Raw genomic sequence first — 24,938 nt, forward strand, 5'->3', positions numbered from 1 at the left:
TTTATTTAAATTCAGACTTGACATTTACTATAAATAGTTTATTCCTTAATAGCCTACTCTAAACCCGTATCATACATTTTTATCACAATTTTTTATTATAGTATACTTGCTTCATTTTGACTATAAATAAATACTGAAAAGCAGAAAAAAATATGCCTCGTTTTTTCAAAAGAAAATTCTAAAAAAAACGGGCGGAAACAAAGACCGTTTTAGCCTGCTTCCCCCGTTTCAAATGGTTTATTTTCATCCGGCCGATGCCGCGAAAAAGGCGCGCGCTCCCCGCGCCTTTGGCCGCTTTTACTTTCTCATTTCATCCATAATAATATTTGCCGTTTCTTCGACCGCTTTATTGGTAACATCGATCACTTTGCAGCCAAGCCGCTCCACTATCTGATTAAAATAATCGAGTTCGTATTTGATGCGCTCAATGGTCGCATAACTTGCCGAACCGTCAAGCCCGAGTGTTTTCAGCCGTTCTTTCCGGATATGATTTAATGTGTCGGGATCAATTTTTAAACCGATACACTTTTTGGAAGGAATACGAAAAAGTTCTTCCGGCGGATCCACTTCCGGCACAATCGGCACATTCGCAACTTTATAGCGGTGATGCGCCAGGTATTGTGAAAGCGGCGTTTTGGATGTACGGGAAACACCGATCAGGACAATATCCGCCCGGACAATGCCGCGCGGATCCCGGCCGTCATCATATTTCACCGCAAATTCGATCGCTTCCACCTTTTTAAAATAAGCTTCGTCCAATTTTCTGACGAGACCCGGTTCATAGAGCGGTTTGGATTCATACAATTCGAGCAGCCGGTCCATGAGAGGTCCCATTAAATCGACAGCAGCAAGGCCGTGTTTTACGGCTTGGTCATTCATGTATTTTCGCATTTCCGGCTTCACAAGCGTATAAACGATCATGCCGTAATTCATGGATGCAAGCGAAACCACTTCATCAATATGGATCGTATCTTCCACATACGGGAAGCGTTTTAATTCTGCGTCCTGGTTTTCAAACTGGCTGATGGCCGCCTTTGTGACGAGCTCCGCCGTCTCTCCGACCGAGTCTGAAACAATGTAAATATGGGGTTTTGCCAAAAGTGATCACTTCCTTTTTAATCGCCGTCTGCAAGCTCAACGAATGCTTTCGTGATATTCGTTTTCGTTATCCGTCCGGTCACTTCAAGCCCGGTTTCTGTTTCTTTCACAACCGGCACCGAGTCAATTTGTTTTTCAATCAGTTTTTTTGCCACATCAATCAGAAGATCATCTTTTTTGCAGCAGGTAATATTCGGCATTCTTGTCATAATGATATGCACCGGCAATGCGGATAAGTCTTTGTTTCCAAGGCTTGCCCGCAACAAATCTTTCCGCGACAGAACACCGGTCAGATGGGATGCATTGTCGACGACATAAAGCGTGCCGACATCTTCAAGAAAAACCGTTACGATGGCATCGTACACGGACATATTCTCGTTAACCACGACCGGCAGAGACTGGTAATCTTTTACGTAAATATGTTTTAAATTTTCCGTAAGAAGCTGCGTGCTCGTTTTTCCGGTATAAAAATAGCCGACGCGCGGGCGTGCATCCAAATAACCTGCCATTGTCAAAATAGCAAGATCCGGCCGGAGCGTTGCCCGCGTTAAATTCAGCTTTTCGGCGATGTGCTCGCCTGTAATCGGCCCGTTCGTTTTGACGATCTCGAGAATCTGTTCCTGCCTTTTCGTTAATTCGATCGTAATCACCGCCTTCATTCACACAACCATGCAAGACAATAGTATAACACGTTTACAGGAATCTGTCCTTATCTGCCATCATTATACATCAAAATGCCATTGATATTTCGGAAGACAGCTGCGTATACTCAGGTAGCGGGTCATGCATTTTACGGCCAGGCAAAAACAGTTTGAAACCAAACCGCGGGCCGTGCATGATGCATCATCCAGCCCTGGGCAGAAAGGAGAGCCCTCCTTTTCCCTTCTATACGGGGAAACCTTATGCATTGTCCGGCCCAAGCTTTTTTTCAAGCGCCTCTATCTGGCTGAGAAACCGGCCGGCTTTCAATTGCAGGCCGGTATATTCATCATAATACATGGAAATGGCCGTTCTCAGTTCTTTTTTTGTCGAGTCTTTGACAGAAATGCTACCGAGCCGGTTGATGTCCAGAAAATAAAAAAGCCGGAGCAGGCGGATAACCGGCTGTGGCAACGGAAGCCGGTACGGGTCGCGCGCAAAACAGCGGTGGCAAAGAAGGCCATTTTCCCGGATGGAAAACGCAAAGGGCCCTTCCGTGTTTCCGCATACCGCACATCGGTCCATCGCCGGGTACATGCCGAGCACATTCAGCATCTTCATTTCAAAGATATCCCTGATAATTTCCGGGTCATAGCCTTCATCAATATATTCGAGTGTCCGGAGCAAAAGTTCGAACAAAAACGGATTCTTTTTTCTATCTTCAACCGCCCGGCCTAAAAGTTCCACCACATAGGCAGCATACGCCGTTTTAAAAATATCTTCGCGGATATGGCGCATCGGTGAGACGGCCTCTCCCTGCTGAAGGGTGGCAAGGCCGCGCGACGGCTGAAAAAGGAAATTCCCATATGTAAAAACCTGGGAAACCGCAGCCAGCCGGCTGTTCGGCTTTTTGGCTCCGCGCGCCATAAAGCCCAGCTTCCCAAATTCTCTCGTGTAAATATGCAGGATTTTATTGGATTCGCCGTAGTCGGTATTTTTAATGACGATCCCTTCACATTTTTCAAACAACCTCTCCACCTCTTGCCCGGCAGGCAGTGCGGCATATCCTTAAGTAATGGAAAAATCCACATCTGCCGGATCTTCGTCACGTTCATACTGGTCCTGGCGCCGGTCCCTTTCCAGTTCCTTAAAAAGCAGGTACGTATCGATATTGCCGGTATCCGCAAAGACTTTCCAGGTAAATTCTAACATATTCACCACGCCTTTCATGTTGTAGGTCATGAAATTTCATTAAAAGTCTTTAATAGCTTCACCAGGGGACACGCAAACATTCGGGGTAAAATTTACAACCAAAAGCGGGCGCCAAAATCAATATTCGTCTTCCCGGAAACCGAAATCGCGCAGCTGGCTGATTTTATTCCGCCAATCTTTCTGCACTTTTACCCATAATTCCAAATAAACTTGCGACCCGAGCAAATTTTCGATATCAGCCCTTGCTCTTTTGCCGATCTCTTTCAGCATACTTCCCTGCCTGCCGATGATAATCCCCTTTTGGGACGGCCGTTCGACAACGATCGTCGCCATCACGCGGATGACATCCTTGTTCTCCGCCTGCTCCATTTTCTCAATGACAACTGCAATCGAATGCGGCACTTCTTCTCTTGTAAGCTGCAATGCTTTTTCGCGGATCAGTTCCGAAATGATGAACCGTTCCGGATGGTCCGTCACCTGGTCCGCCGGATAATACTGCGGCCCTTCCGGCAAATATTCCTTGATGGCACCGAGCAGCCGGCCGACGTTATTTCCTCCGAGCGCGGAAATCGGGACCACTTCACGGAACGGGTATAAATCTTTGTACTGTTCAATAAAGGCAAGCAAATCATCCGGATGGACGAGGTCAATTTTGTTGATGACCAAAAAAACAGGCGTGCGCACGTGTTTAAGCAGGTCGATAATGTACTCGTCGCCGCGGCCGCGTTTTTCTTCCGCATTGACCATAAATAAAATCAGGTCCACTTCTTTTAATGTGTCCGTGGCTGATTTTACCATGAAGTCGCCAAGCTTATGCTTCGGTTTATGGATGCCAGGTGTATCAATAAAAATCATCTGTGCATCATCAGCTGTGTAAACGCCCTGTATCTTATTCCTTGTGGTCTGCGGCTTATCGCTCATGATGGCGATTTTTTGCCCGACCACCTGGTTGATGAAAGTGGACTTCCCGACATTCGGGCGTCCAATGATAGAAATAAAGCCTGATTTATATGTTGGTTGTTCCATGCAAATCCTCCGTTGAATAAGCGCCCGAAAGCAGCTTTACCATTGTTTCCATATCTTTTCCCCTTACCTATATTTTACTACAAATATGCCCGAAAGTTAAAATGTATTTTTCATTACTTTTGAATATTTTAAAGGTTCGTGAAAAATTTGTCGACTCGTGGCGTGTTTGCACTGATTTTAGCGTCACTTGCATGCCATGGCCGTTTTCAAGCAATGCGATTACCTTTATTTTAGCGCAACGGCCTGCGCCTTTCAAATTGCGGCAGATCCCGTTGGCGCCCCTAACTCCCCTAACTGTACGGCAGCCCGGCCGGATCCGCCATCTGCTTTTTCAGGCGGGGAGAAGCGGGCCATAAAAAAGAAGCCGCATTAAAAAGCCGCTCCCTGGAATACATGCCCTAATTTTGGAAGAAATACGATGCAGCCGATAATGGCCGCAAGCACGGCCCACATCAGGACCGCCGCCGCCGCTGCATCTTTCGCAAGCTTGGCAAGCGGGTGGTATTTATGCCCCACGGTAAGGTCAACCGCCCGCTCAATTGCTGTGTTCATCAGCTCCATTGCAATCACGCCGAAAATGGAAAATAAAATGGCGATCCACTCTGTTTTGGAAAGGGAGAAGAAAAATCCGAGCAGACAAGCGCATAACGCCGCCAGAAGATGAAAACGGAAATTCCGTTCCTGCCGGATGGTTGCAAACAGCCCCTCCACAGCCGGCCGGAAAGGGGTGCGGTATTTCGGGATTTTTTTATCGTTTAAGTCCATAGCGATCGAGGATCTCGTTTTGGCGCCCGAACATTTCCGTTTCATCTTCTTTTGTCATATGGTCATAGCCGAGCAGGTGAAGAAATCCGTGAACCGCCAAAAAGCCGAGTTCCCTTTCAAACGAATGCCCGTACTCTCCTGCCTGCTCCCTTGCCCGCGGCACGGAAATGATAATATCCCCGAGCACGCGTGGCATTTCTGCACCGGTAATTTCGATCTCCCCTTCCCCCATTTCTTCAAGCGCGAACGAAATGACATCGGTCGGCTGGTCTTTGCCGCGGTAATCGCGGTTGATTTCGCGGATCCCTTCATTATCCGTAAAAGTTACCGACAACTCGGTGCCGTCCTCCACCCCTTCCTGCCGGGCTGCATAATCGAGCAATGTCCGGACAAGCTCGAGATGCTCCGCTTTCAGCTCATTTGTTTCATCCATCATATCGAGTGATAATGTCATGTCAGCCATCCTTTTTCGTTATTTTTACGGGATACCCTTATTTCGGATACTGGATCCTTGAATGAAAGATGCCATTAAGCGTCTCGCAAAGCGTGCGTTTAACGGTCTCCAGTTCTTTCAGGGTAATGTCACATTCATTAAATTGCCCATCCATAATGCGCCCTTGCACGATATTGCCGACTAAATTTTGAATGTCATCGGGCGTCGGATGGTTCATGGACCGGGCAGCCGCTTCCACGCTGTCCGCAATGTTGATGACAGCCGCTTCTTTCGTCTGCGGCTTCGGGCCCGGGTAACGGAACGCTTCTTCTTTCACATCCGGGTTTTGCGCTTTTGCTTTATGGTAAAAATACTTCAGCAAAGTCGTGCCGTGATGCTGTTCGGCAATATCCGAAAAAGCTTTCGGCAGCTTATATTTTTTCAATGTTTCTGCCCCGTCTTTTGCATGGGCAATGATAATATCCCTGCTTGTTTCAGGCGAAAGGCGGTCATGCGGATTCGGGATATTCAGCTGATTTTCGATAAAAAAATGCGGCCGTTTTGTTTTCCCAATATCATGATAATAGCTGCCGACCCTGGCAAGGAGGCCATTCGCCCCGATCGCTTCACAAGCCGCTTCGGCAAGATTGGCAACCATCAGGCTATGGTGATACGTGCCCGGTGCTTCCGTCAAAATCTTCTTCAAAAGCGGGTGGTTCGGATTGGACAGCTCCACAAGGCGGATCGGCGACAAAATGCCGAACGCCGCTTCAAAAAACGGCTGCAGCCCCATCACAAGCACGGCGGACAAAATGCCGGAAAGAAACGCAAATGAAAGGGTATATAAAAAGTCCATCTTTACGATCTGGCCGGCATTCAAAAAATAGATGGCACCTACCGCAAGCACATTCAATAGCGCTGCAAAAATCCCGGTTTTAAACAAACGCGCGCGCTCCGGCCGTTTCGGCAAAAGCAAAATGCCCCCTGTCCCTGTAATAAGCGCGTATACAACCATCTCGGCGTTAAATGTATCTGCAATGTCACCGTGAAATTCGATGCTCGCACAAGCGGCAAGCAGGGCTGAAAGCAAAAAGGCGGAACGGTCCCTGAGCAAAATCCGGGCGAGCAGCGGCGCCATTGCAGCCGGATAGGCGTACTCGATGCCCGGAATCTCAAGATGGGTCAAGATCCCTGCCAGCTTCATTAACGCAAGGGCAATGACAAGAATCAGGCCGGCCATGACAAGCCGGTTTTGCTTTTCTTCTTCCGTTGCGCGCATCCGGCTCGTATAGAGGTACAAAACGCCGGATGCAAAAACGGCAAATAAAGCCAATCCGATATACGGCTTAACCGATCCGCTGCTTTTTAACAGTCCGAGCAGCTGGAGTTCGCGGTAAGTTTCCCGGTCGATCAGATGCCCTTCCTGGACGATGACCTGCCCCTGCAGGATTTTCACCGGTTCAACGTTATCCATCGCCTGCTGCCTTCTTTTTTCCGTCTGCTTTGCATCATACACATAATTGGGCACGATCGCATATTGGCCAAGCTCGGACGCAGCATTCCGGATGCTTGTCTTCAACCCTGACTTTTCGATTTGCGAGGCCACCCGGCTTTTGGCTTCTGCCGCATTGTTTTCTGTCACTTTTTGGCTGAGCGCCTCATTGACATTTGTTTCGACAATGTGCCTTGCCGCTTTCAATTCATCCGGGGAAGCGGACAAAAGCGCGCGAAAACTTGTGTCGGAAATAGAGCCGGTCACATTGCCGGACACATTTTCAGACAATATTTCCTTCAATTTTGCCAGCTTCTCTTCCTGCAGCCCGCTGCTGTTTTTTCCGTCATGTTTTTTATTTTTATATTCCGCGTTCACTTCTTCTGCGACATCAAAAATCGAATCCATTAGCGAAACTCGGTTTTGTGCCAGGCCGCTGTCAAACGTATAGACTTTCGCAACACTAGCGGCCGCCAGCTGTTTTTCTTCTTTTGTTTTTTCTTCGTCGATGACCGTTTTCGGAGAACGGATCGTATTGTTCGCAACTGAAAACAGTTTGATATCATACGTCTGGGGCCTAATGTTCGGATAAAAAATGCCGAATAAAATAAGGGACAGTAAAAACAGGATCACGAATGTAAACCATTTAAAGCTTAACATCATCCGCAACCTGCCCATTTGCCCGGGAATTTTCATTTGCTTTTCATACACCGCCTTTTGCAATCGCTCTTAACGGTTCCATCATATCAGTTTTCCGGCAAAAATGCATGGCAAAACAACCCGGGTGCCACGGCCCGGGTTATGCGTTTTGATAAGCTTCGATAATTTTCGCAACAAGCGGGTGGCGGACGACATCGCTTTCTTCCAGATAGACGAACGAAATGCCGCGGACTTTCTCCAGCACTCTTTCAGCTGTCAAAAGGCCGGATTCCGCGCCTTTTGGCAGGTCAATCTGCGTTCTGTCCCCTGTAATCACCATTTTGGAGTGAAAACCGAGGCGGGTCAGAAACATTTTCATTTGTGCCTGTGTCGTATTCTGCGCTTCATCGAGAATGACGAACGCATCATCAAGTGTGCGCCCGCGCATATAGGCAAGCGGGGCAATTTCGATTGTTTCCCTTTCAATCAGGCGCTGTGTATGCTCCGCGCCGAGCACATCGTTTAATGCATCATAGAGCGGGCGCAAATACGGATCGACTTTTTCCTTCAAATCCCCCGGCAAAAACCCGAGGCTTTCCCCGGCTTCAACAGCCGGGCGGGTTAAAATAATCCTTTTTACCTCGCCGCTTTTTAAAGCATTCACCGCCATTACAACGGCCAAATACGTTTTTCCCGTTCCGGCCGGGCCGATGCCGAACACAAGGTCATGATGGCGGATCGCCTGGATATAGTCGCGCTGCCCGAATGTCTTGATCCGGATCGCTTTCCCTTTCGCATTCCGGGCAATTTCTTCTTCGTACAGGCTTCCCAAATATTCAAGATGGCCCTTTTTTTCCATTTCGACAGCGTAAAGCACATCGCGCCCGCTGATCGTGATGCCTTTTTTAATCAAACCAAGCAGTTCGGACATGACGGCGATCACCCTTTCCGCCGCATCTTCTTTGCCGCTTGCCTGGATCGTTTCGCCGCGGGTGAGGATATGGACCCCGTAGGCATCCTCGAGCATTTTCAGATGATGGTCGGAAATGCCGAATAAAAGCACTGCTTCGTTTGTATTCTCCAATTGAAGTTTTGCCGTACTTTCTTCTGTCATTCTAAGTCTCCTTGAGCAATTGGTTTTGCGATTGCGATATTTTCTACTACTTCGTAATAAATCATCATTTTTAATGTACCATTGCGAACATGTTCTTGCAAAACATATTCATCCGTAACGGTTGCTTCTTTTGGCAGTTTTTTGCGCAAATCCTGCCTTGCTAATTTTTTTGCTTCTGCTTCAGCCTCTTTTTTGGTATAATTTCTGTCCCGCTCTTCTTTCTCGCGGACCGTTTCCCTGATAAAGCGGACCGGCAATGTCCATTTTAAAAACTTGACCTTTTCTGCTTCTTCCGATGTCCGGTACTGTTTAAAACGGGGGGTCCGGAAGCCCCATATGTGCAGCTTCATCGAGCCGATTCCAATATAATATTTTTGGGCTGCATTGCCGGTATACACTTGAAAACGGGAGGAAAGCGGAAGTTCAACCGCCGTTTTATACCACGTTTTTCCGTATACTTTCCCTTTGGCTGCCACAGGGTATTTTTCTTTATCATTCCCAATGACACCGGAAACAAGCAGCTGGCCTTTTTTGACATACTGGTTAATTTTTACAACCGGCTTGCCTTTTTCAACAAACATATTTTCCACCACCGCTTTCTGTGAAGCGACAAGATGCTGTGGGCCCGGATTTTTCACCGGTTCCGGCATGTTTTTCTCCACAACGGTAAAATGATAGGTTGTCCCGCGCAGCTCCACGCCGACCCATGTCACGTCCGGAAGATTGTTTGTCAGCTTGCGCTGGATGGTTTCAATATCATCGAGAAAAAACTGTGAATGCCCTGTTTGAATGCCCAGTTTGTCCAATTGTTTGCGGATTTCGTGCTCGGTTTTTGGCGTTGCGCCTTTGATCTCCACGCCCCAAACCATGTTGGAAAGCACCGTGATCACGGCAAGAAAGAGAAAAAAGCCGAACAGGAATCCGGCGTTTTTCAGCGTCCTTTTCCATAAAAAAGGAACGCCGCGCCCCCTTAAAAAGCGGACATGCAAATCTTGTCCCCTTACTGCTTTTCTGAGCTGGTGAATGTCTGAAAGGCGCAATTCGAACGTGACGGCCATGGTGCCCTGCCGCCTGACATTCCAAACAGCGAGGCCGGCTCTTGTCAGCTGGTTGATAAAGCGTTCGATCCCTTTTCCCTCAATTTTTACAGCCACCGACCCCTGTAAAAAAGTTACCCAATGATTTTTCAACCAAAGCCACCCCTATCCGTTCAAATACAACACTTCATCTATTTTGCCTTCCAATAAAATTTCTTCGGGCAAGATCGTTTTGATGACAAAAGACCGGCCTTTGATTAAGAGCTGCCCGTTTTTTAAAAGCAGCCGGACTTCTTTATCGGAAAAAGTCAAAAGGCCGCGGTGGTTCTCAACATAAATATGAATTTGGCCGATCATCGTGATTCTCGGAAGGTCCATCATGACATCCTGCGGAAGGTCCATTTTTTGTGACATCCAGTTTTGCAAATGCTGCCGCCATTTTTTCGCCATAAAAAGAACCCCCTTTCATCTCATATTTATGAAATAAAAAAGGGGTTCATCACTTTATTTGCAGTTTTTTTGTCCGAAACGTCCGGGACCGTTTGGAAACCCGTGTTTCCGGTTCAAGGATACGGCAAAGGTGCGGTAAAAAGCACAGCGAAAAGCCGGAAATCATATTGATTTCCGGCTTATATGAGAAAGGTCAGGATAATTGCTGCTGCACAATATTTCTTACAACCGTACCGTCAGCTTTGCCTTTTACTTTCGGCATGACGGCTCCCATAACTTTTCCGAAATCAGCTTTAGACCCGGCATGCACTTCTTCAATGGTCTGCCGGACAATTTCACGCACTTCGTCTTCAGAAAGCTGCTCCGGCAAATATGCGTTCACATATGCCAATTCTTTTTCCGCTTTTTCAACAAGGTCACTGCGACCTGCATTTTTAAATTCCTGGAGGGAGTCTTTCCGTTGCTTCACTTCGCGAGAAAGGACTGTCAACTCTTCATCATTCGTCAAACCGTCTTTTCCGAGCCTGATCGCTTCGTTTTGAACAGCTGCCTTAAGCATACGAATTACGGAGAGTCTTTCTTTATCTTTGTTCTTCATCGCTTGCTTCATATCGCTATTTAAACGCTCGAGAAGACTCATCATTCCACCCTCTCTTACCACTTACGTTTTCTAGCAGCTTCTGATTTCTTTTTGCGTCTTACGCTTGGTTTTTCATAAAATTCGCGCTTTCTGTATTCCTGTAAAGTTCCGGTTTTCGAAACAGTACGTTTAAAGCGGCGAAGCGCATCATCAAGCGACTCGTTTTTTCGAACGACAGTTTTAGACATTTCTTTCCCTCCCTCCGAACACAAACGGTTACATGTCAGGTTGAGCAACCCGTGCACATTATTATTATATAATATCCTCCATAACCGGTCAACATTTGCGCCTTGTCTTTCGTGATTTGGCTTTTGCCTTATTTGCCCCGCCTGTTCCTCCTTTTGGTATAATAGAGATCAAAGATGGATGGAAACGATTGGAGGGAGACGATGGAACAACAGGAAACGGCACATATCATTGTTTCAGGAAGGGTACAGGGCGTCGGCTTCCGCTACCACACCCAATTTTTGGCAAAGCAATACAATATATGCGGGTGGGTCCGCAACAAAGACGATGGCACTGTCGAAGTGATGGCACAAGGCGGGAAAAAAGAGATGGAACAATTTATCCGCGGGCTGAAAAAAGGGCCGTCGCGCTTTGCAAAAGTAACCGGAATGGATATTGACTATTTACAGCAGCAAGAACAGTACCGTGATTTTCGTGTGTTGTATTAAATGGATTTTCCAAATAATAAAAAGGCATGTTCGATCCCCCCTTTCCATATGATCATAAGGGGGGAAGGACATGCTTTATTTACTTTCATTTCTTTTGTTGACGGTGACATTTTTATTCGGCATTCACAGGCTGCGGGCCGGGCTGTTTGCCTTATCCGGCGGCCATGCCGGAAATGCGCTGAAAAAACTGGCAGGCAGGCCGCTGTCCGCCATGCTGTTCGGGATGGTTTTGACGGCGCTTTTGCAAAGCAGCTCCGCCGTGATGGTCATCACTGTCGGGCTCGTTTCTGCCGGAATGCTGACGTTTTCGCAATCGATCGGAATCATTTTGGGCACGAATATTGGCACGACTTTCACGCTCGAATTGCTGACTTTCGACTTCTCCTCTTTGAGCCTGCCTTTTTTGGGGGCAGGGGCAGTGTTCTATTTTTTCGGAAAAGGCCGCGTCAAAAGCGCCGGTATTATTCTGTTCGGCCTCTCGCTTGTGTTCGGGGCAATGCGCGGATTTGAGGAGCTTGCCGTGCCGGTATCAAAAACCGCTTTTGTCCAGCATTTGTTTACCGTTTTAAATACCCACCTCTTGTCCGCTTTCTTACTCGGAATCTTGCTTTCTGCAGCGATCCAGTCCAGCACCGTGACGATCGGGATGGCGATGGGTTTTCTTGCAGCCGGGGTATTCCCGCTTGAAACCGGAATTAGCATCATGCTCGGGGCCAATATCGGGACATGCATCACCGGGCTTCTGGCCAGCATCGGGGCCGGAGAGGAAGCAAGGCTGACGGCATTTACCCATGTCTGGCTGAATGCCGGAGGGGCGCTTGTTTTTTTGCCTTTCCTGTATGTGCTCGCGGACACTTGCCGAATGCTGTCGGCTAATCCGGAACAACAGCTTGCCCATGCAAGCCTATTGTTTAATCTTCTATCCTCACTGGCTGTTTTGCCATTTTCCGAAAGATTCGGCCGGTTTATCATCGCTTTGCACGGAAAAAAATAAAACAACCGGGCTAAAAGCCCGGTTGTTTTTGCCATGTGCTTCAAAGGGCGGGCATTTTATCCGGAAACTGCCCTGGCCTCTTCAATGCCATTATGCGGCACTTTTTTCCTATTATGGGGCTGCCTTTTATCAGGCGCGCTTTTTCCGGGCAAACACGCCATCCGGTTTTTGCGTTACATGGCTTCATTTACGGCCGGCATGACGTCGTCCATCACTCTGACGAACTGTGCTTCATTATATGGATACCCAGCTTTTGTGATTTTCACTTTGACGAGTTTTCCAACCATATCCGGGGTGGCCGGGAAAACGACTTTCAGGTAATTATCGGTATAGCCTTCGTACAGCCCGCTTTCCGGATCTTCTTTGAACGGCTCTTCCGGAATGACTTCAAGCACCTCATTTTCAAATTGGGATGCGTATTCTTTTGCCAGCTGGTCGCTTAATGCGATCATGCGGTGGACACGTTCATTTTTGATTTCTTCATCAATCTGGTCCTTCATTCTGGCAGCAGGCGTACCTGTCCTGGGCGAGTACGGGAAAACATGGAGTTCCGCGAACCGGTGTTCTTTTATGAAATTGTATGTTTCCATAAACTCTTCTTCCGTTTCACCCGGGAAGCCGACGATGACATCAGAAGTCAGTGCAAGGCCCGGCAATGCTTCTTTCAACTTGGTAATCCGTTCCGCGAACTGGTCCATCGTATATTTCCGGCGCATTCTTTTCAGCACCGTATCGGAACCGGACTGGATCGGGACATGCATATGGCGGACAACGACTTTCGAATGTTTAATCACACCAATCACTTCATCCGTCAGCTGGCTGGCTTCAATAGACGAAATGCGGACGCGTTTCAGCCCCTGCACTTTTTCTTCCAGGTCCCGAAGCAGCATCGCAAGATTGTAATCTTTTAAATCCTGGCCGTATCCGCCTGTATGAATGCCGGTTAAAACCAGTTCTTTATAGCCTGCATCGACAAGCTGCTGGGCTTGCGCGATGACCTTTTCAGGATCCCTTGACCGCATCAGGCCGCGCGCCCACGGGATGATGCAAAACGTGCAGAAATTGTTGCAGCCTTCCTGGATTTTCAGGGAAGCCCGGTGCCGGTCGGTAAAATACGGCACTTCCATTTCTTCATACACACGGTTTTTCATAATATTTTTGACAGCATTGACCGGTTTGCGCTCTTTCAAATACTGTTCAATATACCCAAGCATTTTGGTGCGGTCCTGTGTGCCGACAACGACATCGACACCGGGAATTTCGAGGATCTCGCCCGGCGATGTCTGCGCATAACAGCCGGTCACACAAACTACGGCATCCGGATTTTGCCGGACTGCCCGGCGGATGACCTGACGGCTCTTTTTGTCTCCTGTATTGGTGACCGTGCAAGTATTGATCACGTAGACATCGGCATTCGTTTCAAAGTCGGTTCTTTCATAGCCCGCTTGTTTAAACAGCTGCCAAATGGCTTCAGTCTCATAATGGTTCACTTTGCATCCTAATGTATGGAATGCTACGGTTGACATCCTCTTCACCTCATTAATTCAAAATGGTAACTTATGGCAGAAAGTACATATAACGGTGCCGTCTCCGCCCGCAAAATGCGCGGGCCTAAGCTGCAGGATACGAATCCGGCTGCTTCAAGCCTGCGGATTTCATCAAGGGACAGACCCCCTTCCGGCCCGAAAACGGCCAGTACATTGCCGCCTTCCGATATGTTCGACAATACTTCCGCAAACCGGTGCCGTTCCCCTTCTTTTGCATTTTCTTCAAAAGCAACCAGCTTATATTGATATGTATGGCTTTCTTCGATCAGCTGCTGGAAAGAAACAGGGGAGCTGATTTCGGGCAAGTGGCTGCGGTGCGACTGTTCTGCGGCTTCCCGGGCAATCTTTTGCCAGCGTTCGCGTTTTTTTGCTTCTTTCTTTGTGTCCCATTTTACAACGGATCTTTCCGCAATGAAAGGCAAAAAATGAAAGGCACCCAGCTCGGTTCCCTTTTGGATAATCCATTCCAGTTTATCCGCTTTCGGAAGGCCGCATGATACAGTAACATGGACCGGAAGCTCTTTTACGGCGGTTTCCCATCCGGTAATCCGGGCCATAACGGCATCGCCTGTGATTTCCCCGATTTCGCAAATGCACACTTTTTCATCTGAAAATACACCATAAAAGCGGCTTCCGGCGGACATTCTCATGACGCGCGCGATATGATGGTAATTTTCGCCGTCCAGGCGGATTTCCTGCTCCCCCCGATACGGCCGGTTTAAAAAATAACGCTGCATGGCCTCTCACCCGCGCTTTGCCATGAGCGCAACCCAGTCTTCCATGACCATCGTTTCTTCAATCGTGAAGCCGGCAGAAGTGAGCGCATCCACGACAAGGTCCTTTTTTTGCCGGATGATGCCGGAAGCAATAAAACGGCCGCCCGGTTTGACATGCCCGAATGCCTCTTCAGCAAAACGGGCGATCACTTCAGCAAGAATATTGGCCACCATCACATCGGCTTGCCCGCTTACGCCTTTCAACAAATCATTTTGTTTGACAGTTACCCGGTTTTGGACTTTATTGAGTTTCACATTGAGCGTAGCCGCACGGACCGCCACCTCGTCCAGATCAAGCGCAAGCACCCGCCCTGCTCCGAGCAGGGCGCTGGCAATGCTTAACACGCCGGAACCGGTGCCAACATCAATGACCGTGTCGCCCGGTTTTACCGTCCGTTCTAATGCCTGGATGCACATGACCGTGGTCGGATGGGTACCGGTGCCGAACGCCATGCCGGGGTCCAATTCAATGATCAGCTCATCGCTTGATACCGGCTCATAGTTTTCCCACGTCGGCACAATCGTAAATTTTTCGGATATTTTCACGGGATTGTAGTATTTTTTCCATGCCGTTGCCCATTCTTCTTCATGCACTTCGCTGATCGTCACCTTGTTCGGGCCGATATCAATATCAAAAGTGGCCAGATTGGTAATCGCCTGTTTGATTTCCTCGACGGTTTCACCTAAAAAGCTGTTTACGGGCAGGTACGCTTTAATGATGACTCCTTCTTCCGGAAAATCGTCCGGATCCAGTTCATAAATTTCACCGAACCGGTCGTCATGCTCTTTCAGCAGCTCATCCGAGTCCTCGATCACAATCCCGCCGGCGCCCGCTTCATACAAAATATTCGAAATCGGCTCCACCGCTTCGTTCGTGGTGTGGATCATAATTTCCGACCATTTCATGAACGCCTCACTCCATTCCTGTTTAGTCCCCTTTAAATGCCCGTTTCATTTTGTCAAAAAAATTGCTGCTTTGTTCATCCGGGACCTCTCCACTCGCTTCGGCGAATTCGCGCAAAAGTTGTTTTTGCCGTTCGGTAAGCTTCCTTGGGGTGACAATTCTCGCGATGACATGCTGGTCGCCGGTGCCGTGCCCGTGGACATTCGGCACGCCTTTCCCGCGCAGCCTGAATTTTGTGCCGGATTGTGTGCCGGCCGGAATTTTCAATTTTACTTTCCCGTGCAACGTCGGCACTTCGATTTCATCGCCTAAAGCAGCCTGGGTAAAAGTAATCGGGATTTCGCAGTAGATGTCGTCGCCGTCCCGTTCGAACAGTTCATGCGGCCGGACGTGGAAAATGATGTACAGGTCGCCGGCCGGTCCGCCGTTTATGCCCGGTTCGCCCTGGCCTGCAACGCGGAGCTGCTGCCCGTCGTCGATGCCGGCCGGAATTTTGACATGAATTTTGCGGCGTTTTTTCACTCTTCCGGTACCGCCGCAAGTTTTGCATTTGTCTGTAATGATCTTGCCGGTACCGCCGCAGTAATGGCATACCCTGCGGTTCACAATCCGGCCGAACGGTGTCTGTTGCTCAGTATTGAGCTGTCCGGTTCCGTGACAGTGCGGGCATTCTTTCGGATGCGTCCCCGGTTTTGCCCCGGTTCCGTGGCAGGTATCACAAGTTTCCTCGCGCGGAATCTGGATGTCCGTCTCTTTCCCGAAAACCGCCTCCTCAAATTCAAGCGTCATCGTATATTGCAAATCAGCCCCCTGCCTTGGCGCATTCGGGTCATTTCTTCTGCCGCCGCCAAAGAATGTGCTGAAAATATCTTCGAAACCGAAACTGTCAAAATCAGAGCTGCTGAATCCGCCAAAACCGTTTCCGCCCCCGAAGCCCTGGTTCGGCCCTGCATGCCCGAACTGGTCATATTGGGCGCGTTTCTGGTCATCGCTCAACACTTCGTACGCTTCCTGGATTTCCTTGAATTTTTCTGCAGCATCAGGCGCTTTGTTAATATCCGGGTGGTATTTTTTGGAAAGCTTGCGGTACGCTTTTTTTATCTCGTCTTTCGATGCATCTTTCGCGACGCCCAACACTTCATAGTAATCCCGTTTACTCATTTCTTCTCACTCCCGAAACGTTCACATAAAGGTAATTGTAGCATTCGCATAAGAAAAAAGTCAAAGCCGAGAATAGACCAGACTTTGACTTTTTTCCTGGCTCATTGAAAAATGGCCATATTGTTTTATCGTTATTTTTTATTATCATCGACTTCTTCAAAATCAGCGTCGACAACATTGTCATCCTTTTTTCCGTCTCCCCCGGCATCCGTATTTTGCTGCTGTTGTGCTGCCTGCTGATACAGCTTGACGGACAAGTCCTGCACGATTTCCTGCAGCGCATCTTTTTTCTGCCTCATTTCATTGAGATCATTTTTCTCAATGGCCGCTTTTAATTCGTCCTTTGCTTTTTCAGCTTTGGAAATTTCAGATGCGTCCACTTTACCTTCCAGTTCTTTTAATGTTTTTTCAGCAGTGAATACAAGCTGGTCGGCTTCATTGCGGAGTTCCGCTTCTTCTTTGCGTTTCTTGTCTTTTTCTGCGTTAGCTTCCGCTTCTTTTACCATCCGTTCGATTTCTTCATCGGACAAAGTGGTGGACGATTTGATCGTAATCTTTTGCTGTTTGCCGGTGCCAAGGTCTTTTGCGCTGACATTGACAATCCCGTTTTTATCAATATCAAACGTAACTTCAATTTGCGGAATGCCGCGCGGTGCCGGCGGAATATCGGTCAATTGGAAACGGCCGAGCGTTTTGTTGTCGGCAGCCATCGGGCGTTCGCCCTGCAGGACATGAATGTCAACGGCTGTCTGGTTATCCGCTGCAGTTGAAAAGATTTGCGATTTTGAAGTTGGGATCGTTGTATTGCGCTCAATCAATTTCGTGAACACGCCGCCCATTGTTTCAATTCCGAGCGACAGCGGCGTAACGTCGAGGAGCACGACGTCTTTCACATCCCCCGTCAATACCCCGCCCTGGATTGCGGCACCCATTGCTACAACTTCATCCGGGTTGACGCCTTTATGCGGTTCTTTCCCGATTTCTTTGCGGATCGCTTCCTGAACGGCCGGAATCCGGGTTGAGCCGCCGACCAGGATGACTTTATCGATGTCATTCGCTGTAAGCCCTGCATCCTGCAATGCCTGGCGTGTCGGGCCCATTGTCCGTTCAACAAGGTCTGCCGTCAGTTCGTCGAATTTCGCACGGGTTAACGTCATTTCCAGGTGGAGCGGGCCTGATTCCCCTGCCGTAATAAACGGCAGCGATATTTGGGTGGAAGTGACCCCTGACAAGTCTTTTTTCGCTTTTTCAGCCGCATCTTTTAAACGCTGGAGCGCCATTTTGTCTTTCGACAGGTCGATGCCGTGTTCTTTCTTAAATTCACTGACAAGGTAATCGATGATCGCCTGGTCGAAGTCGTCGCCGCCGAGATGGTTGTCGCCGGCAGTTGCGTTCACTTCAAAGACGCCGTCGCCGAGTTCAAGGATGGAGACGTCAAACGTACCGCCACCAAGGTCAAATACAAGGATGGTCTGGTCCTCATCCGTTTTGTCAAGGCCGTATGCCAGCGCTGCAGCAGTCGGTTCGTTGATAATCCGTTCGACTTCAAGCCCGGCAATTTTCCCGGCGTCTTTTGTTGCCTGGCGCTGGGCATCATTGAAATAAGCAGGGACCGTAATGACCGCTTTTTCGACTTTTTCGCCCAGATAATCTTCCGCATATGATTTCAAGTATTGCAGAATCATGGCGGAAATTTCCTGCGGCGTATATTCTTTTCCTTCCGCTTTGACTTTGTGTGTCGTGCCCATATGGCGTTTGATCGAAATGATCGTATTCGGATTTGTGATCGCCTGGCGTTTTGCGACTTCCCCTACCAGGCGTTCCCCGTTTTTAAAAGCGACAACAGACGGCGTTGTCCTGCCTCCTTCCGGGTTCGGAATGACTTTCGGTTCGCCGCCTTCCAGAACTGCGACACATGAGTTCGTCGTACCTAAGTCAATGCCGATAATTTTGCTCATGATAATACCTCCCTTAAAAATTATGTAAAGCGCGTTACTCGTTCACTTTCACCATGGACGGGCGGATCACCCTGTCTTTTAACATATACCCTTTTTGGAATTCCTCAATCACAACGTTGGACGCAGTGCCTTCTTCCTGCCCCTGCATGATCGCCTGGTGATAGCGCGGGTCGAATTCTTTCCCAATTGCTTCAATCGGTTCTGCGCCTTCTTTTTTCAGCGCCTCCAAAATGCTGCGGTAGACCATTTCCATCCCGTCCAGCAACTGGGCCGTATGTTCGTTTCTTTCAGCCATGGACAGTGCGCGTTCAAAATTGTCAAGCGCCGGCAGCAGGTTCACAATCAGATCCTGTGCTCTGTATTTCTCGGCTGCTTCACGGTCCAGATTCACGCGGCGCCTGTAATTATCAAAATCTGCGCGCAGGCGGAGATAGCGGTTTTCAGCCTGTTCGAGCTCATTCCGCAATTTCTCAATCTCCTCTTTTGCTTTTTCCAGTTCTTCAGCGGCATTTTCTGTTTCAGACTTCTCCGCCGTTCCAGCTTCATTGCCTTCGCCCTCCGGCGCCGCCTGCGGATTTTCCGTATCTTTTTCTTCCGCAAAAATGGATTCAATTTGTCCTTCTTTCACTTCATCCGAAGCCCGTTTTTGTTCGTCTTTCACTTCTTCTGAAGCGCGTTTGTTTTGTTCTTCTGCCATGAGCGTTCACCCCCTTTAAAATGAGACAGGCATAAAAAAGCCCAGTAAGAAAGGACTTAAAGCATGTACCCACGCTTTAAGCCTCCCTACCCAATATGCCCGTATTGCCTATCTGTCATACAATTTCGTCAAGGCGTTGGTCATATCATTGCTCAAGAAATCCACTATGCTGATGACACGTGAATATTCCATGCGCGTAGGGCCCAAAATTGCAATTTTGCCGACCGGCTGGTCACCGATCGAATAGGTGGCTGTAATCATGCTGCAATCTACCATCTCGGAAATCTGGTTTTCTCTCCCGATTTTTACGTGAATGCCACTCGGCACGCGTTTGACCAAGTCATAAAAACTGTCTTCCCGTTCTATCATATCAAGAAGGGGCCGGACTTTCTCGAGGTCATGGAACTCCGGCTGGTTCAAAATATTGGCTTTCCCGCCGACAAAAAGTTTATCATGCCGGTTTTCGTTAAACATGCTGATCACGGTCTTCAGGATCGATTCATAGTTTTCAGTATGGCTGCGCAAAATGTCAGCGACTTCCTTATATATTTTATCCTCTAAATCCGGAATCGGCACATTGGCCAGCCGTTCGTTAAAAATATTGACCATTTTTTCCAGCTCGCCCGGGCGGAATCCTTCCGGCAGCGAAACCGTCTTGTTCTCCACGCGGCCGGTATCGGTAATCATAATGGCAACCGCCGTTTTTTCATTCAGCGGGACGATCTGCATATTTTTCAGTTTCGTATCTTTGACTTCCGGGCCAAGCAGAATCGCCGTGTAATTCGTCATTTCGGAAAGAATTTGGGCGGACTTTTTCACAAGCTCTTCCATTTCATCTATTTTTTCGGCAAAAATCGAATGAAGCTGCCAAATGTCTGCCGGTTCCAGTTTTTGTGGCGACAGAAGGTGATCGACATAATAACGGTACCCTTTTTCAGAAGGCACCCTGCCGGATGACGTATGTGTTTTTTCAATAAACCCGAGTTCCTCAAGATCCGCCATTTCATTCCGGATCGTAGCGGAACTGAAGGAAATGCCGTTTTTCTTGGAAAGCGTCCTAGAGCCTACCGGCTGGGCGGAACGAATAAAGTCATCAATGATCACTTGCAAAATCAACAGCTGACGATCAGTTAACAACTTCCATCACCCCTGTTAGCACTCCATATAAACGAGTGCTAATTTATATAAATAAATTAACAAAATCCCCTGTTGTTGTCAATATATTTACTTTGCCCGTCAACTGAGGAGAAAAGCTTCAAAGACTTCATTGCCGAGAAAACGCCCTTCCCTTGTCAGCCGGAGAAAACCGCCCTTTTCTTCAAGAAGCCCGCGTTCTGTCATTTCTTTGATCGCGCCTGCAAAAACCTCCTTCATATCCGCCCCGAATTTTTCACGGAAATGGCGGAAACGGACGCCTTCGTTTTTTCTGAGCCCGAGAAACATTTCTTCTTCCATTTTTTCTTTTTTTGTCTCTGTATGTTTTTCCATGACAGGGAGGCACCCGTCCCGAAGCATGCCGATATATTTCTTCAATGCGCCGTAATTGGACAGACGGACACCCTTTTCATACCCATGTGCGCCGGCGCCGAAACCGAAATATTCTTCATTGTTCCAATAGACGAGATTGTGGCGGCTTTCATAGCCGGGTTTGGCAAAATTGCTGATCTCATACTGTTTCAAGCCGTGCTTTTCCATCTCGTCCATTAACATGCTGTACATATCCGCTTCCGCATCTTGTGACGGCAGGCGGAGTTTTCCTTTCCGCATCAGATTGTAAAAAATCGTCTTTGGCTCAATGATCAGCGAATAACTTGAATAATGCGGCAGCCCCATCGACAAGGCTTCGCCAAGCGTTTCACGGAAATCTTCAAGCGTCTGCCCAGGAAGCGCGAACATCAAATCCATGCTGATATTGGAAAAGCCGATCTTTCTCGCATGACTGATCGTCCGGTGCACATCTTCCCGGCGGTGGGTCCGCCCGATTTTCTCGAGCAGCCGGTCATTGAACGACTGGACGCCGAAACTCAGCCGGTTGACACCGTAATCATGCAGAAGGCGCAGCTTTTCTTCGGACGTTTCCCCAGGGTTGGCTTCAAACGTAAACTCCCCGTCCCCGTCATAAGGCAGAATCGTGCGGATGCCGGCAAGCAGTTTTTCAAGCTGCCGCTCATTCAGCGCTGTCGGGGTGCCGCCCCCGACAAAGACCGTGCTCAGCTTTTCACAAGGGGATTCAGCCGTTTTGATCCGCATTTCTTCCAGCAGCATCTCAATGTATTCATCCACCGGCTGGCCTTTTAATAAAAATTTATTGAAATCGCAGTAATAGCAAATATGTTCGCAAAATGGAACATGGATATATGCGGCTTTCATTCCATCACAACCTTATTTGTTTTCATCACGGGCATGTCCCGGGGAAAAGGAGCGCGCGGACAGCCGCCAATCCGCTCCCTGCCCGCCCCGGTTATTTTTTCGGGGTATCGTCCATCTTCAGCACAGCCATAAACGCTTCCTGCGGGATTTCAACAGAACCGACCTGCTTCATCCTTTTCTTGCCCTCTTTTTGCTTTTCAAGCAGTTTCCGTTTCCGGGAAATGTCCCCGCCGTAACATTTTGAAAGCACGTTTTTGCGCAATGCTTTAATATTGGAACGCGCAATAATTTTCTGGCCGACTGCCGCCTGTACAGGCACTTCAAACTGCTGGCGCGGGATGAGTTCTTTTAATCTTTCGACAATCGTCTTGCCGCGTTCGTACGCAAAGTCGCGGTGGACGATGAAACTGAGGGCGTCCACTTTTTCCCCGTTTAATAAAATATCCATTTTTACGAGATTGGACTGTTTGTAGCCGATCAATTCGTAATCAAAAGAAGCATACCCTTTTGTGCTTGATTTCAGCTGGTCAAAAAAGTCGTATACAATCTCGGAGAGCGGGATTTCATAAATGACATTAACGCGGATATCATCGAGGTACTGCATATCGATAAAATCGCCGCGCTTTGCCTGGGCAATTTCCATCACTGCGCCGACATAATCGTTCGGGACCATAATGGACGCGCGCACGTACGGCTCTTCGATATATTCGATTTTCTGCGGTTCCGGCAAATTCGCCGGGTTATCAACCGTCACTTCACTGCCGTCCGTCAGTTTGGCTTTATAAATGACGCTTGGCGCGGTGGTAATGAGATCAATGTTGAATTCGCGTTCCAGCCGCTCCTGGATGATTTCCATATGCAGGAGCCCGAGAAAACCGCAACGGAAACCGAAACCGAGCGCCTGCGACGTTTCCGGCTCATATTGCAGCGACGAATCATTTAACTCCAGCTTTTCAAGGGCATCCCGCAAATCATTGAATTTCGCGCTGTCTACCGGATACAGGCCGCAGTAAACCATCGGATTCATCCGCCGGTAACCGGGAAGCGCTTCTTTTGCAGGGTTTTCGGCGCCCGTAATCGTATCGCCGACGCGCGTGTCTTTTACATTTTTAATTGATGCCGTTAGAAACCCGACATCACCGACGGTTAATTCGTCTATGTACAACGGTTTCGGGGTGCTTACGCCGAGCGCTGTCACTTCAAATTCCTTGCCGGTTGACATCATTTTAATCTTATCCCCGACTTTGACGGAGCCTTCCATTACACGGATATAGGCAATGACGCCGCGGTACGGATCATACAGCGAGTCAAAAATAAGCGCCTTCAGCGGGGCGTCCGGATCTCCTTCAGGCGCCGGCACTTTTTCGACAACCTGTTCAAGAATATCTTCAATCCCAATCCCGGCTTTAGCGGAAGCAAGAACGGCCTCCGACGCATCAAGGCCGATCACATCCTCTATTTCCTGCTGGACGCGTTCCGGATCGGCGGAAGGCAGGTCAATTTTATTGATGACCGGGATAATTTCAAGATTGTTATCCAGCGCAAGATAAACATTTGCAAGCGTCTGCGCCTCCACCCCCTGCGCGGCATCGACGACGAGTACCGCCCCTTCACAGGCGGCAAGGCTGCGTGACACTTCATATGTAAAGTCTACATGTCCCGGAGTATCAATCAAATGGAGAATGTATTCTTCCCCGTCATTTGCTTTATAGTTCAGCCGGACGGCATTTAATTTAATCGTAATTCCGCGTTCCCGTTCCAGTTCCATCGAATCGAGGAGCTGGTCCTTCATTTCGCGCTTGCTCAGCGCGTGGGTCTTTTCCAGAATGCGGTCGGCCAAAGTCGACTTGCCATGGTCGATATGTGCAATAATGGAAAAGTTGCGGATCCTCCTCTGCCTGTCTAATTTTTCTTCACGGTTCATCATTTACCTTCACTCCTGTATTCGGCACATGTACACTATTTCTGATTATATCAGCAGGAAAGCGCGACTTCAACGAAAAATGATCAGCCGCGCATCGCAAAAAAAGAACCGCCTGTCAAGACGGCTAACGGTTTCCTGATTGCCCGCTCCCGGCGCCGTTTACACTGTCCGCCTGCCAGTAATACCCGGCGAACACATCGGCAAAAACATCCATTGTCCGGTACATTTCTTCAAAAGTATTATCCACACCGCCGACTTCAATTAAAAAAGCATTTCCCGATAAGTCCTGGTTGAATTTTCCGTTGGTCGACGCCCCTTTTTTCAAAATGACCCCCCTTGACAGATTTTTATACTTCTTTTTGATCAAGTTGTGCAAATCCTCAGCCAGCTTTGCATTCTTTTCCCAGTTCGGGTTTTCCCCGCCGATTACAAAAGCGATTTTCGCATACGATTTTCCATTGATGGTAACGGTCGTATCTTTTTTTCTTCTCGAATCGCGGTGGATATCAATAAAATATTGAAGGTCGCGGTCGTTTCTCATCGCCGATTCGACGACGGTGCGCGATCCCTGGTAAGACTGGTAATACTGCATATGGTTTTTCTCAAGCAGCTTTAAAACATCGGTCGTATTTGCCTCTGCGCCAATTCCCTTGTCCTCGAGATCTTCAGCGAGCCTCTCCCCGACTTTTGTTACGTTGATCTTCGAATGCTGGGCAAGGTCGGGATTCGTGACGCCTTTTAAATACGGCAGATAGGACTCATGTGTATGGGTAAAATAAATCAACACCCGTTTCTTGCCGCCCGTTGTCCGCCCGGGCCGCCGTTTTGCATCGTCCGGACCGCCTTTTTCCTCGATTTTTTCCGTATTTTGTGTGGCCGGGTCTTTCGCTTGCAAGGCGCTGTCAGGCGGGACGGATTCAATCGGCATATTGGTATAGTCAGCGCCGTCTCCGGCAACAAGTATTTTGCTGTCAAAGATTTCAAATCCTGGCAGTTCACGCCCGAGAAAGCTGCGCGGATCTTCAAAGCGGATGTTGGTGAGCATTTCAAAAACAAGATTGCCGACCGGCCGCTCGTCCGTATCCGGAAAATGGTGCACAAGCAGCTGGCTGTCCGACAGCAGGTACTTGTACAATGTTTTGCTTGAAAGATGCTTTGCGGCTTCATTGACGGCTGAAGAGGAAACCCGGTAACCCGGCTTCAAAGACGTCAGCGTGCCAATTAAGATGACAACAAGCACAAGGGACAGGATGACTATGGAGATAAGGCGTATCACACTGGTCAGATTCAATATAAAAAAATGGCTGGAATGCCTGCCGCTTTTCATCGTCCCACCCTTTCCAATCGATTCTATTACATTCTATGAATCTCATGGAAGAATAGAACAC

Annotated in this window: 25 protein-coding genes; 2 read left to right on the forward strand and 23 right to left on the reverse strand. The window is 48.5% G+C overall.

What is annotated here, in order from left to right; translation table 11 throughout:
- Positions 1-297: 297 nt before the first annotated feature.
- From NSU00_RS09065 to rpsU, 13 genes are all read right to left on the reverse strand, one after another.
- Complete coding sequence (locus tag NSU00_RS09065) at positions 298-1,098, reverse strand: pyruvate, water dikinase regulatory protein (RefSeq protein WP_041819155.1); 801 nt, start codon at positions 1,096-1,098, stop codon at positions 298-300.
- Between the two features lie 17 nt (positions 1,099-1,115).
- Positions 1,116-1,757, reverse strand: a complete 642-nt coding sequence (locus NSU00_RS09070; protein ID WP_013859681.1) for a helix-turn-helix transcriptional regulator — start codon at positions 1,755-1,757, stop codon at positions 1,116-1,118.
- Positions 1,758-1,998: 241 nt separating this feature from the next.
- Positions 1,999-2,766, reverse strand: coding sequence for a DNA repair protein RecO (gene recO, locus NSU00_RS09075; protein ID WP_340702712.1), 768 nt, complete (start codon positions 2,764-2,766; stop codon positions 1,999-2,001).
- A 39-nt stretch (positions 2,767-2,805) separates the two neighbouring features.
- A complete protein-coding gene (locus NSU00_RS09080; protein ID WP_340702713.1) occupies positions 2,806-2,949 on the reverse strand; it encodes a YqzL family protein in 144 nt (47 codons plus the stop codon).
- 117 nt (positions 2,950-3,066) lie between these two features.
- Positions 3,067-3,975 (reverse strand): GTPase Era, encoded by a 909-nt coding sequence (era, locus tag NSU00_RS09085; RefSeq protein ID WP_013859684.1) that lies wholly within the window; start codon positions 3,973-3,975, stop codon positions 3,067-3,069.
- Positions 3,976-4,344: 369 nt separating this feature from the next.
- The gene (locus NSU00_RS09090) at positions 4,345-4,740 is read right to left on the reverse strand and encodes a diacylglycerol kinase family protein (protein ID WP_340702714.1); all 396 of its coding nucleotides are present in this window, start codon (positions 4,738-4,740) and stop codon (positions 4,345-4,347) included.
- Complete coding sequence (ybeY, locus tag NSU00_RS09095; protein WP_013859686.1) at positions 4,724-5,194, reverse strand: rRNA maturation RNase YbeY; 471 nt, start codon at positions 5,192-5,194, stop codon at positions 4,724-4,726. The genes NSU00_RS09090 and ybeY overlap by 17 nt, the downstream gene beginning before the upstream one ends.
- Positions 5,195-5,231: 37 nt before the next feature.
- Positions 5,232-7,328 carry an HD family phosphohydrolase gene (locus tag NSU00_RS09100; RefSeq protein WP_340702715.1) on the reverse strand — a complete coding sequence of 699 codons (2,097 nt, stop codon included), beginning with the start codon at positions 7,326-7,328 and terminating at the stop codon, positions 5,232-5,234.
- A gap of 136 nt (positions 7,329-7,464) precedes the next feature.
- Positions 7,465-8,418, reverse strand: a complete 954-nt coding sequence (locus tag NSU00_RS09105; protein ID WP_013859688.1) for a PhoH family protein — start codon at positions 8,416-8,418, stop codon at positions 7,465-7,467.
- A complete protein-coding gene (yqfD, locus tag NSU00_RS09110) occupies positions 8,415-9,608 on the reverse strand; it encodes a sporulation protein YqfD (protein ID WP_041819158.1) in 1,194 nt (397 codons plus the stop codon). The genes NSU00_RS09105 and yqfD overlap by 4 nt, the downstream gene beginning before the upstream one ends.
- 12 nt (positions 9,609-9,620) lie before the next feature.
- The gene (gene yqfC, locus NSU00_RS09115) at positions 9,621-9,905 is read right to left on the reverse strand and encodes a sporulation protein YqfC (RefSeq protein ID WP_013859690.1); all 285 of its coding nucleotides are present in this window, start codon (positions 9,903-9,905) and stop codon (positions 9,621-9,623) included.
- Positions 9,906-10,098: 193 nt separating this feature from the next.
- The gene (locus NSU00_RS09120; protein ID WP_029141283.1) at positions 10,099-10,545 is read right to left on the reverse strand and encodes a GatB/YqeY domain-containing protein; all 447 of its coding nucleotides are present in this window, start codon (positions 10,543-10,545) and stop codon (positions 10,099-10,101) included.
- Positions 10,546-10,559: 14 nt separating this feature from the next.
- Positions 10,560-10,733 (reverse strand): 30S ribosomal protein S21, encoded by a 174-nt coding sequence (gene rpsU, locus NSU00_RS09125; protein WP_017552614.1) that lies wholly within the window; start codon positions 10,731-10,733, stop codon positions 10,560-10,562.
- Between the two features lie 201 nt (positions 10,734-10,934).
- Here rpsU and NSU00_RS09130 point away from each other — a divergent pair, with 201 nt between their 5' ends.
- Both NSU00_RS09130 and NSU00_RS09135 read left to right on the forward strand, forming a co-directional pair.
- Positions 10,935-11,219: an acylphosphatase gene (locus NSU00_RS09130; RefSeq protein WP_013859692.1), complete on the forward strand. Its 285-nt coding sequence runs from the start codon at positions 10,935-10,937 to the stop codon at positions 11,217-11,219.
- A gap of 70 nt (positions 11,220-11,289) precedes the next feature.
- Positions 11,290-12,213: a Na/Pi symporter gene (locus NSU00_RS09135; RefSeq protein WP_237348217.1), complete on the forward strand. Its 924-nt coding sequence runs from the start codon at positions 11,290-11,292 to the stop codon at positions 12,211-12,213.
- Between the two features lie 173 nt (positions 12,214-12,386).
- Here NSU00_RS09135 and mtaB read toward each other — a convergent pair whose 3' ends face one another.
- The 10 genes from mtaB to NSU00_RS09185 form a co-directional block, all read right to left on the reverse strand.
- Entirely contained in the window at positions 12,387-13,739 is a 1,353-nt protein-coding gene (gene mtaB / locus NSU00_RS09140) for a tRNA (N(6)-L-threonylcarbamoyladenosine(37)-C(2))-methylthiotransferase MtaB (protein WP_013859694.1), read from the reverse strand.
- A 5-nt stretch (positions 13,740-13,744) separates the two neighbouring features.
- Positions 13,745-14,497, reverse strand: a complete 753-nt coding sequence (locus NSU00_RS09145; protein ID WP_237348218.1) for a 16S rRNA (uracil(1498)-N(3))-methyltransferase — start codon at positions 14,495-14,497, stop codon at positions 13,745-13,747.
- Positions 14,498-14,503: 6 nt separating this feature from the next.
- Positions 14,504-15,442 carry a 50S ribosomal protein L11 methyltransferase gene (gene prmA, locus NSU00_RS09150; RefSeq protein ID WP_013859696.1) on the reverse strand — a complete coding sequence of 313 codons (939 nt, stop codon included), beginning with the start codon at positions 15,440-15,442 and terminating at the stop codon, positions 14,504-14,506.
- A 22-nt stretch (positions 15,443-15,464) separates the two neighbouring features.
- Positions 15,465-16,601, reverse strand: a complete 1,137-nt coding sequence (dnaJ, locus tag NSU00_RS09155) for a molecular chaperone DnaJ (protein WP_118498202.1) — start codon at positions 16,599-16,601, stop codon at positions 15,465-15,467.
- A gap of 131 nt (positions 16,602-16,732) precedes the next feature.
- On the reverse strand, positions 16,733-18,559 hold the full coding sequence (gene dnaK, locus NSU00_RS09160; RefSeq protein ID WP_133536708.1) for a molecular chaperone DnaK: 1,827 nt from the start codon (positions 18,557-18,559) through the stop codon (positions 16,733-16,735).
- Positions 18,560-18,593: 34 nt separating this feature from the next.
- Positions 18,594-19,256, reverse strand: coding sequence for a nucleotide exchange factor GrpE (grpE, locus tag NSU00_RS09165; protein ID WP_340702717.1), 663 nt, complete (start codon positions 19,254-19,256; stop codon positions 18,594-18,596).
- A 108-nt stretch (positions 19,257-19,364) separates the two neighbouring features.
- Positions 19,365-20,393, reverse strand: coding sequence for a heat-inducible transcriptional repressor HrcA (gene hrcA, locus NSU00_RS09170; protein ID WP_328004572.1), 1,029 nt, complete (start codon positions 20,391-20,393; stop codon positions 19,365-19,367).
- 99 nt (positions 20,394-20,492) lie between these two features.
- Positions 20,493-21,626 (reverse strand): radical SAM family heme chaperone HemW, encoded by a 1,134-nt coding sequence (gene hemW / locus NSU00_RS09175; protein WP_118498193.1) that lies wholly within the window; start codon positions 21,624-21,626, stop codon positions 20,493-20,495.
- Between the two features lie 91 nt (positions 21,627-21,717).
- Positions 21,718-23,550 (reverse strand): translation elongation factor 4, encoded by a 1,833-nt coding sequence (gene lepA, locus NSU00_RS09180; RefSeq protein WP_371729402.1) that lies wholly within the window; start codon positions 23,548-23,550, stop codon positions 21,718-21,720.
- A 124-nt stretch (positions 23,551-23,674) separates the two neighbouring features.
- Positions 23,675-24,877 (reverse strand): stage II sporulation protein P, encoded by a 1,203-nt coding sequence (locus NSU00_RS09185; RefSeq protein ID WP_061566448.1) that lies wholly within the window; start codon positions 24,875-24,877, stop codon positions 23,675-23,677.
- Positions 24,878-24,938: the final 61 nt, after the last annotated feature.

Origin of the sequence: Weizmannia sp. FSL W8-0401, assembly GCF_038009125.1 — a bacterium.
GTDB classification, from domain to species: domain Bacteria; phylum Bacillota; class Bacilli; order Bacillales; family Bacillaceae_C; genus Weizmannia; species Weizmannia coagulans.

Bases quoted from the DNA above. Each gene is read 5' to 3' on its own strand.
- NSU00_RS09185 (WP_061566448.1), bottom strand. From the start codon at position 24,877: ATGAAAAGCGGCAGGCATTCCAGCCATTTTTTTATATTGAATCTGACC.
- dnaK (WP_133536708.1), bottom strand. From the start codon at position 18,559: ATGAGCAAAATTATCGGCATTGACTTAGGTACGACGAACTCATGTGTC.
- hemW (WP_118498193.1), bottom strand. From the start codon at position 21,626: ATGAAAGCCGCATATATCCATGTTCCATTTTGCGAACATATTTGCTAT.
- ybeY (WP_013859686.1), bottom strand. From the start codon at position 5,194: ATGACATTATCACTCGATATGATGGATGAAACAAATGAGCTGAAAGCG.
- NSU00_RS09120 (WP_029141283.1), bottom strand. From the start codon at position 10,545: ATGAGTCTTCTCGAGCGTTTAAATAGCGATATGAAGCAAGCGATGAAG.
- NSU00_RS09080 (WP_340702713.1), bottom strand. From the start codon at position 2,949: ATGTTAGAATTTACCTGGAAAGTCTTTGCGGATACCGGCAATATCGAT.
- NSU00_RS09105 (WP_013859688.1), bottom strand. From the start codon at position 8,418: ATGACAGAAGAAAGTACGGCAAAACTTCAATTGGAGAATACAAACGAA.
- lepA (WP_371729402.1), bottom strand. From the start codon at position 23,550: ATGAACCGTGAAGAAAAATTAGACAGGCAGAGGAGGATCCGCAACTTT.
- NSU00_RS09135 (WP_237348217.1), top strand. From the start codon at position 11,290: ATGCTTTATTTACTTTCATTTCTTTTGTTGACGGTGACATTTTTATTC.
- grpE (WP_340702717.1), bottom strand. From the start codon at position 19,256: ATGGCAGAAGAACAAAACAAACGCGCTTCAGAAGAAGTGAAAGACGAA.
- era (WP_013859684.1), bottom strand. From the start codon at position 3,975: ATGGAACAACCAACATATAAATCAGGCTTTATTTCTATCATTGGACGC.
- NSU00_RS09070 (WP_013859681.1), bottom strand. From the start codon at position 1,757: ATGAAGGCGGTGATTACGATCGAATTAACGAAAAGGCAGGAACAGATT.
- NSU00_RS09100 (WP_340702715.1), bottom strand. From the start codon at position 7,328: ATGATGTTAAGCTTTAAATGGTTTACATTCGTGATCCTGTTTTTACTG.
- prmA (WP_013859696.1), bottom strand. From the start codon at position 15,442: ATGAAATGGTCGGAAATTATGATCCACACCACGAACGAAGCGGTGGAG.
- NSU00_RS09130 (WP_013859692.1), top strand. From the start codon at position 10,935: ATGGAACAACAGGAAACGGCACATATCATTGTTTCAGGAAGGGTACAG.
- NSU00_RS09090 (WP_340702714.1), bottom strand. From the start codon at position 4,740: ATGGACTTAAACGATAAAAAAATCCCGAAATACCGCACCCCTTTCCGG.
- rpsU (WP_017552614.1), bottom strand. From the start codon at position 10,733: ATGTCTAAAACTGTCGTTCGAAAAAACGAGTCGCTTGATGATGCGCTT.
- yqfC (WP_013859690.1), bottom strand. From the start codon at position 9,905: ATGGCGAAAAAATGGCGGCAGCATTTGCAAAACTGGATGTCACAAAAA.
- mtaB (WP_013859694.1), bottom strand. From the start codon at position 13,739: ATGTCAACCGTAGCATTCCATACATTAGGATGCAAAGTGAACCATTAT.
- dnaJ (WP_118498202.1), bottom strand. From the start codon at position 16,601: ATGAGTAAACGGGATTACTATGAAGTGTTGGGCGTCGCGAAAGATGCA.
- NSU00_RS09145 (WP_237348218.1), bottom strand. From the start codon at position 14,497: ATGCAGCGTTATTTTTTAAACCGGCCGTATCGGGGGGAGCAGGAAATC.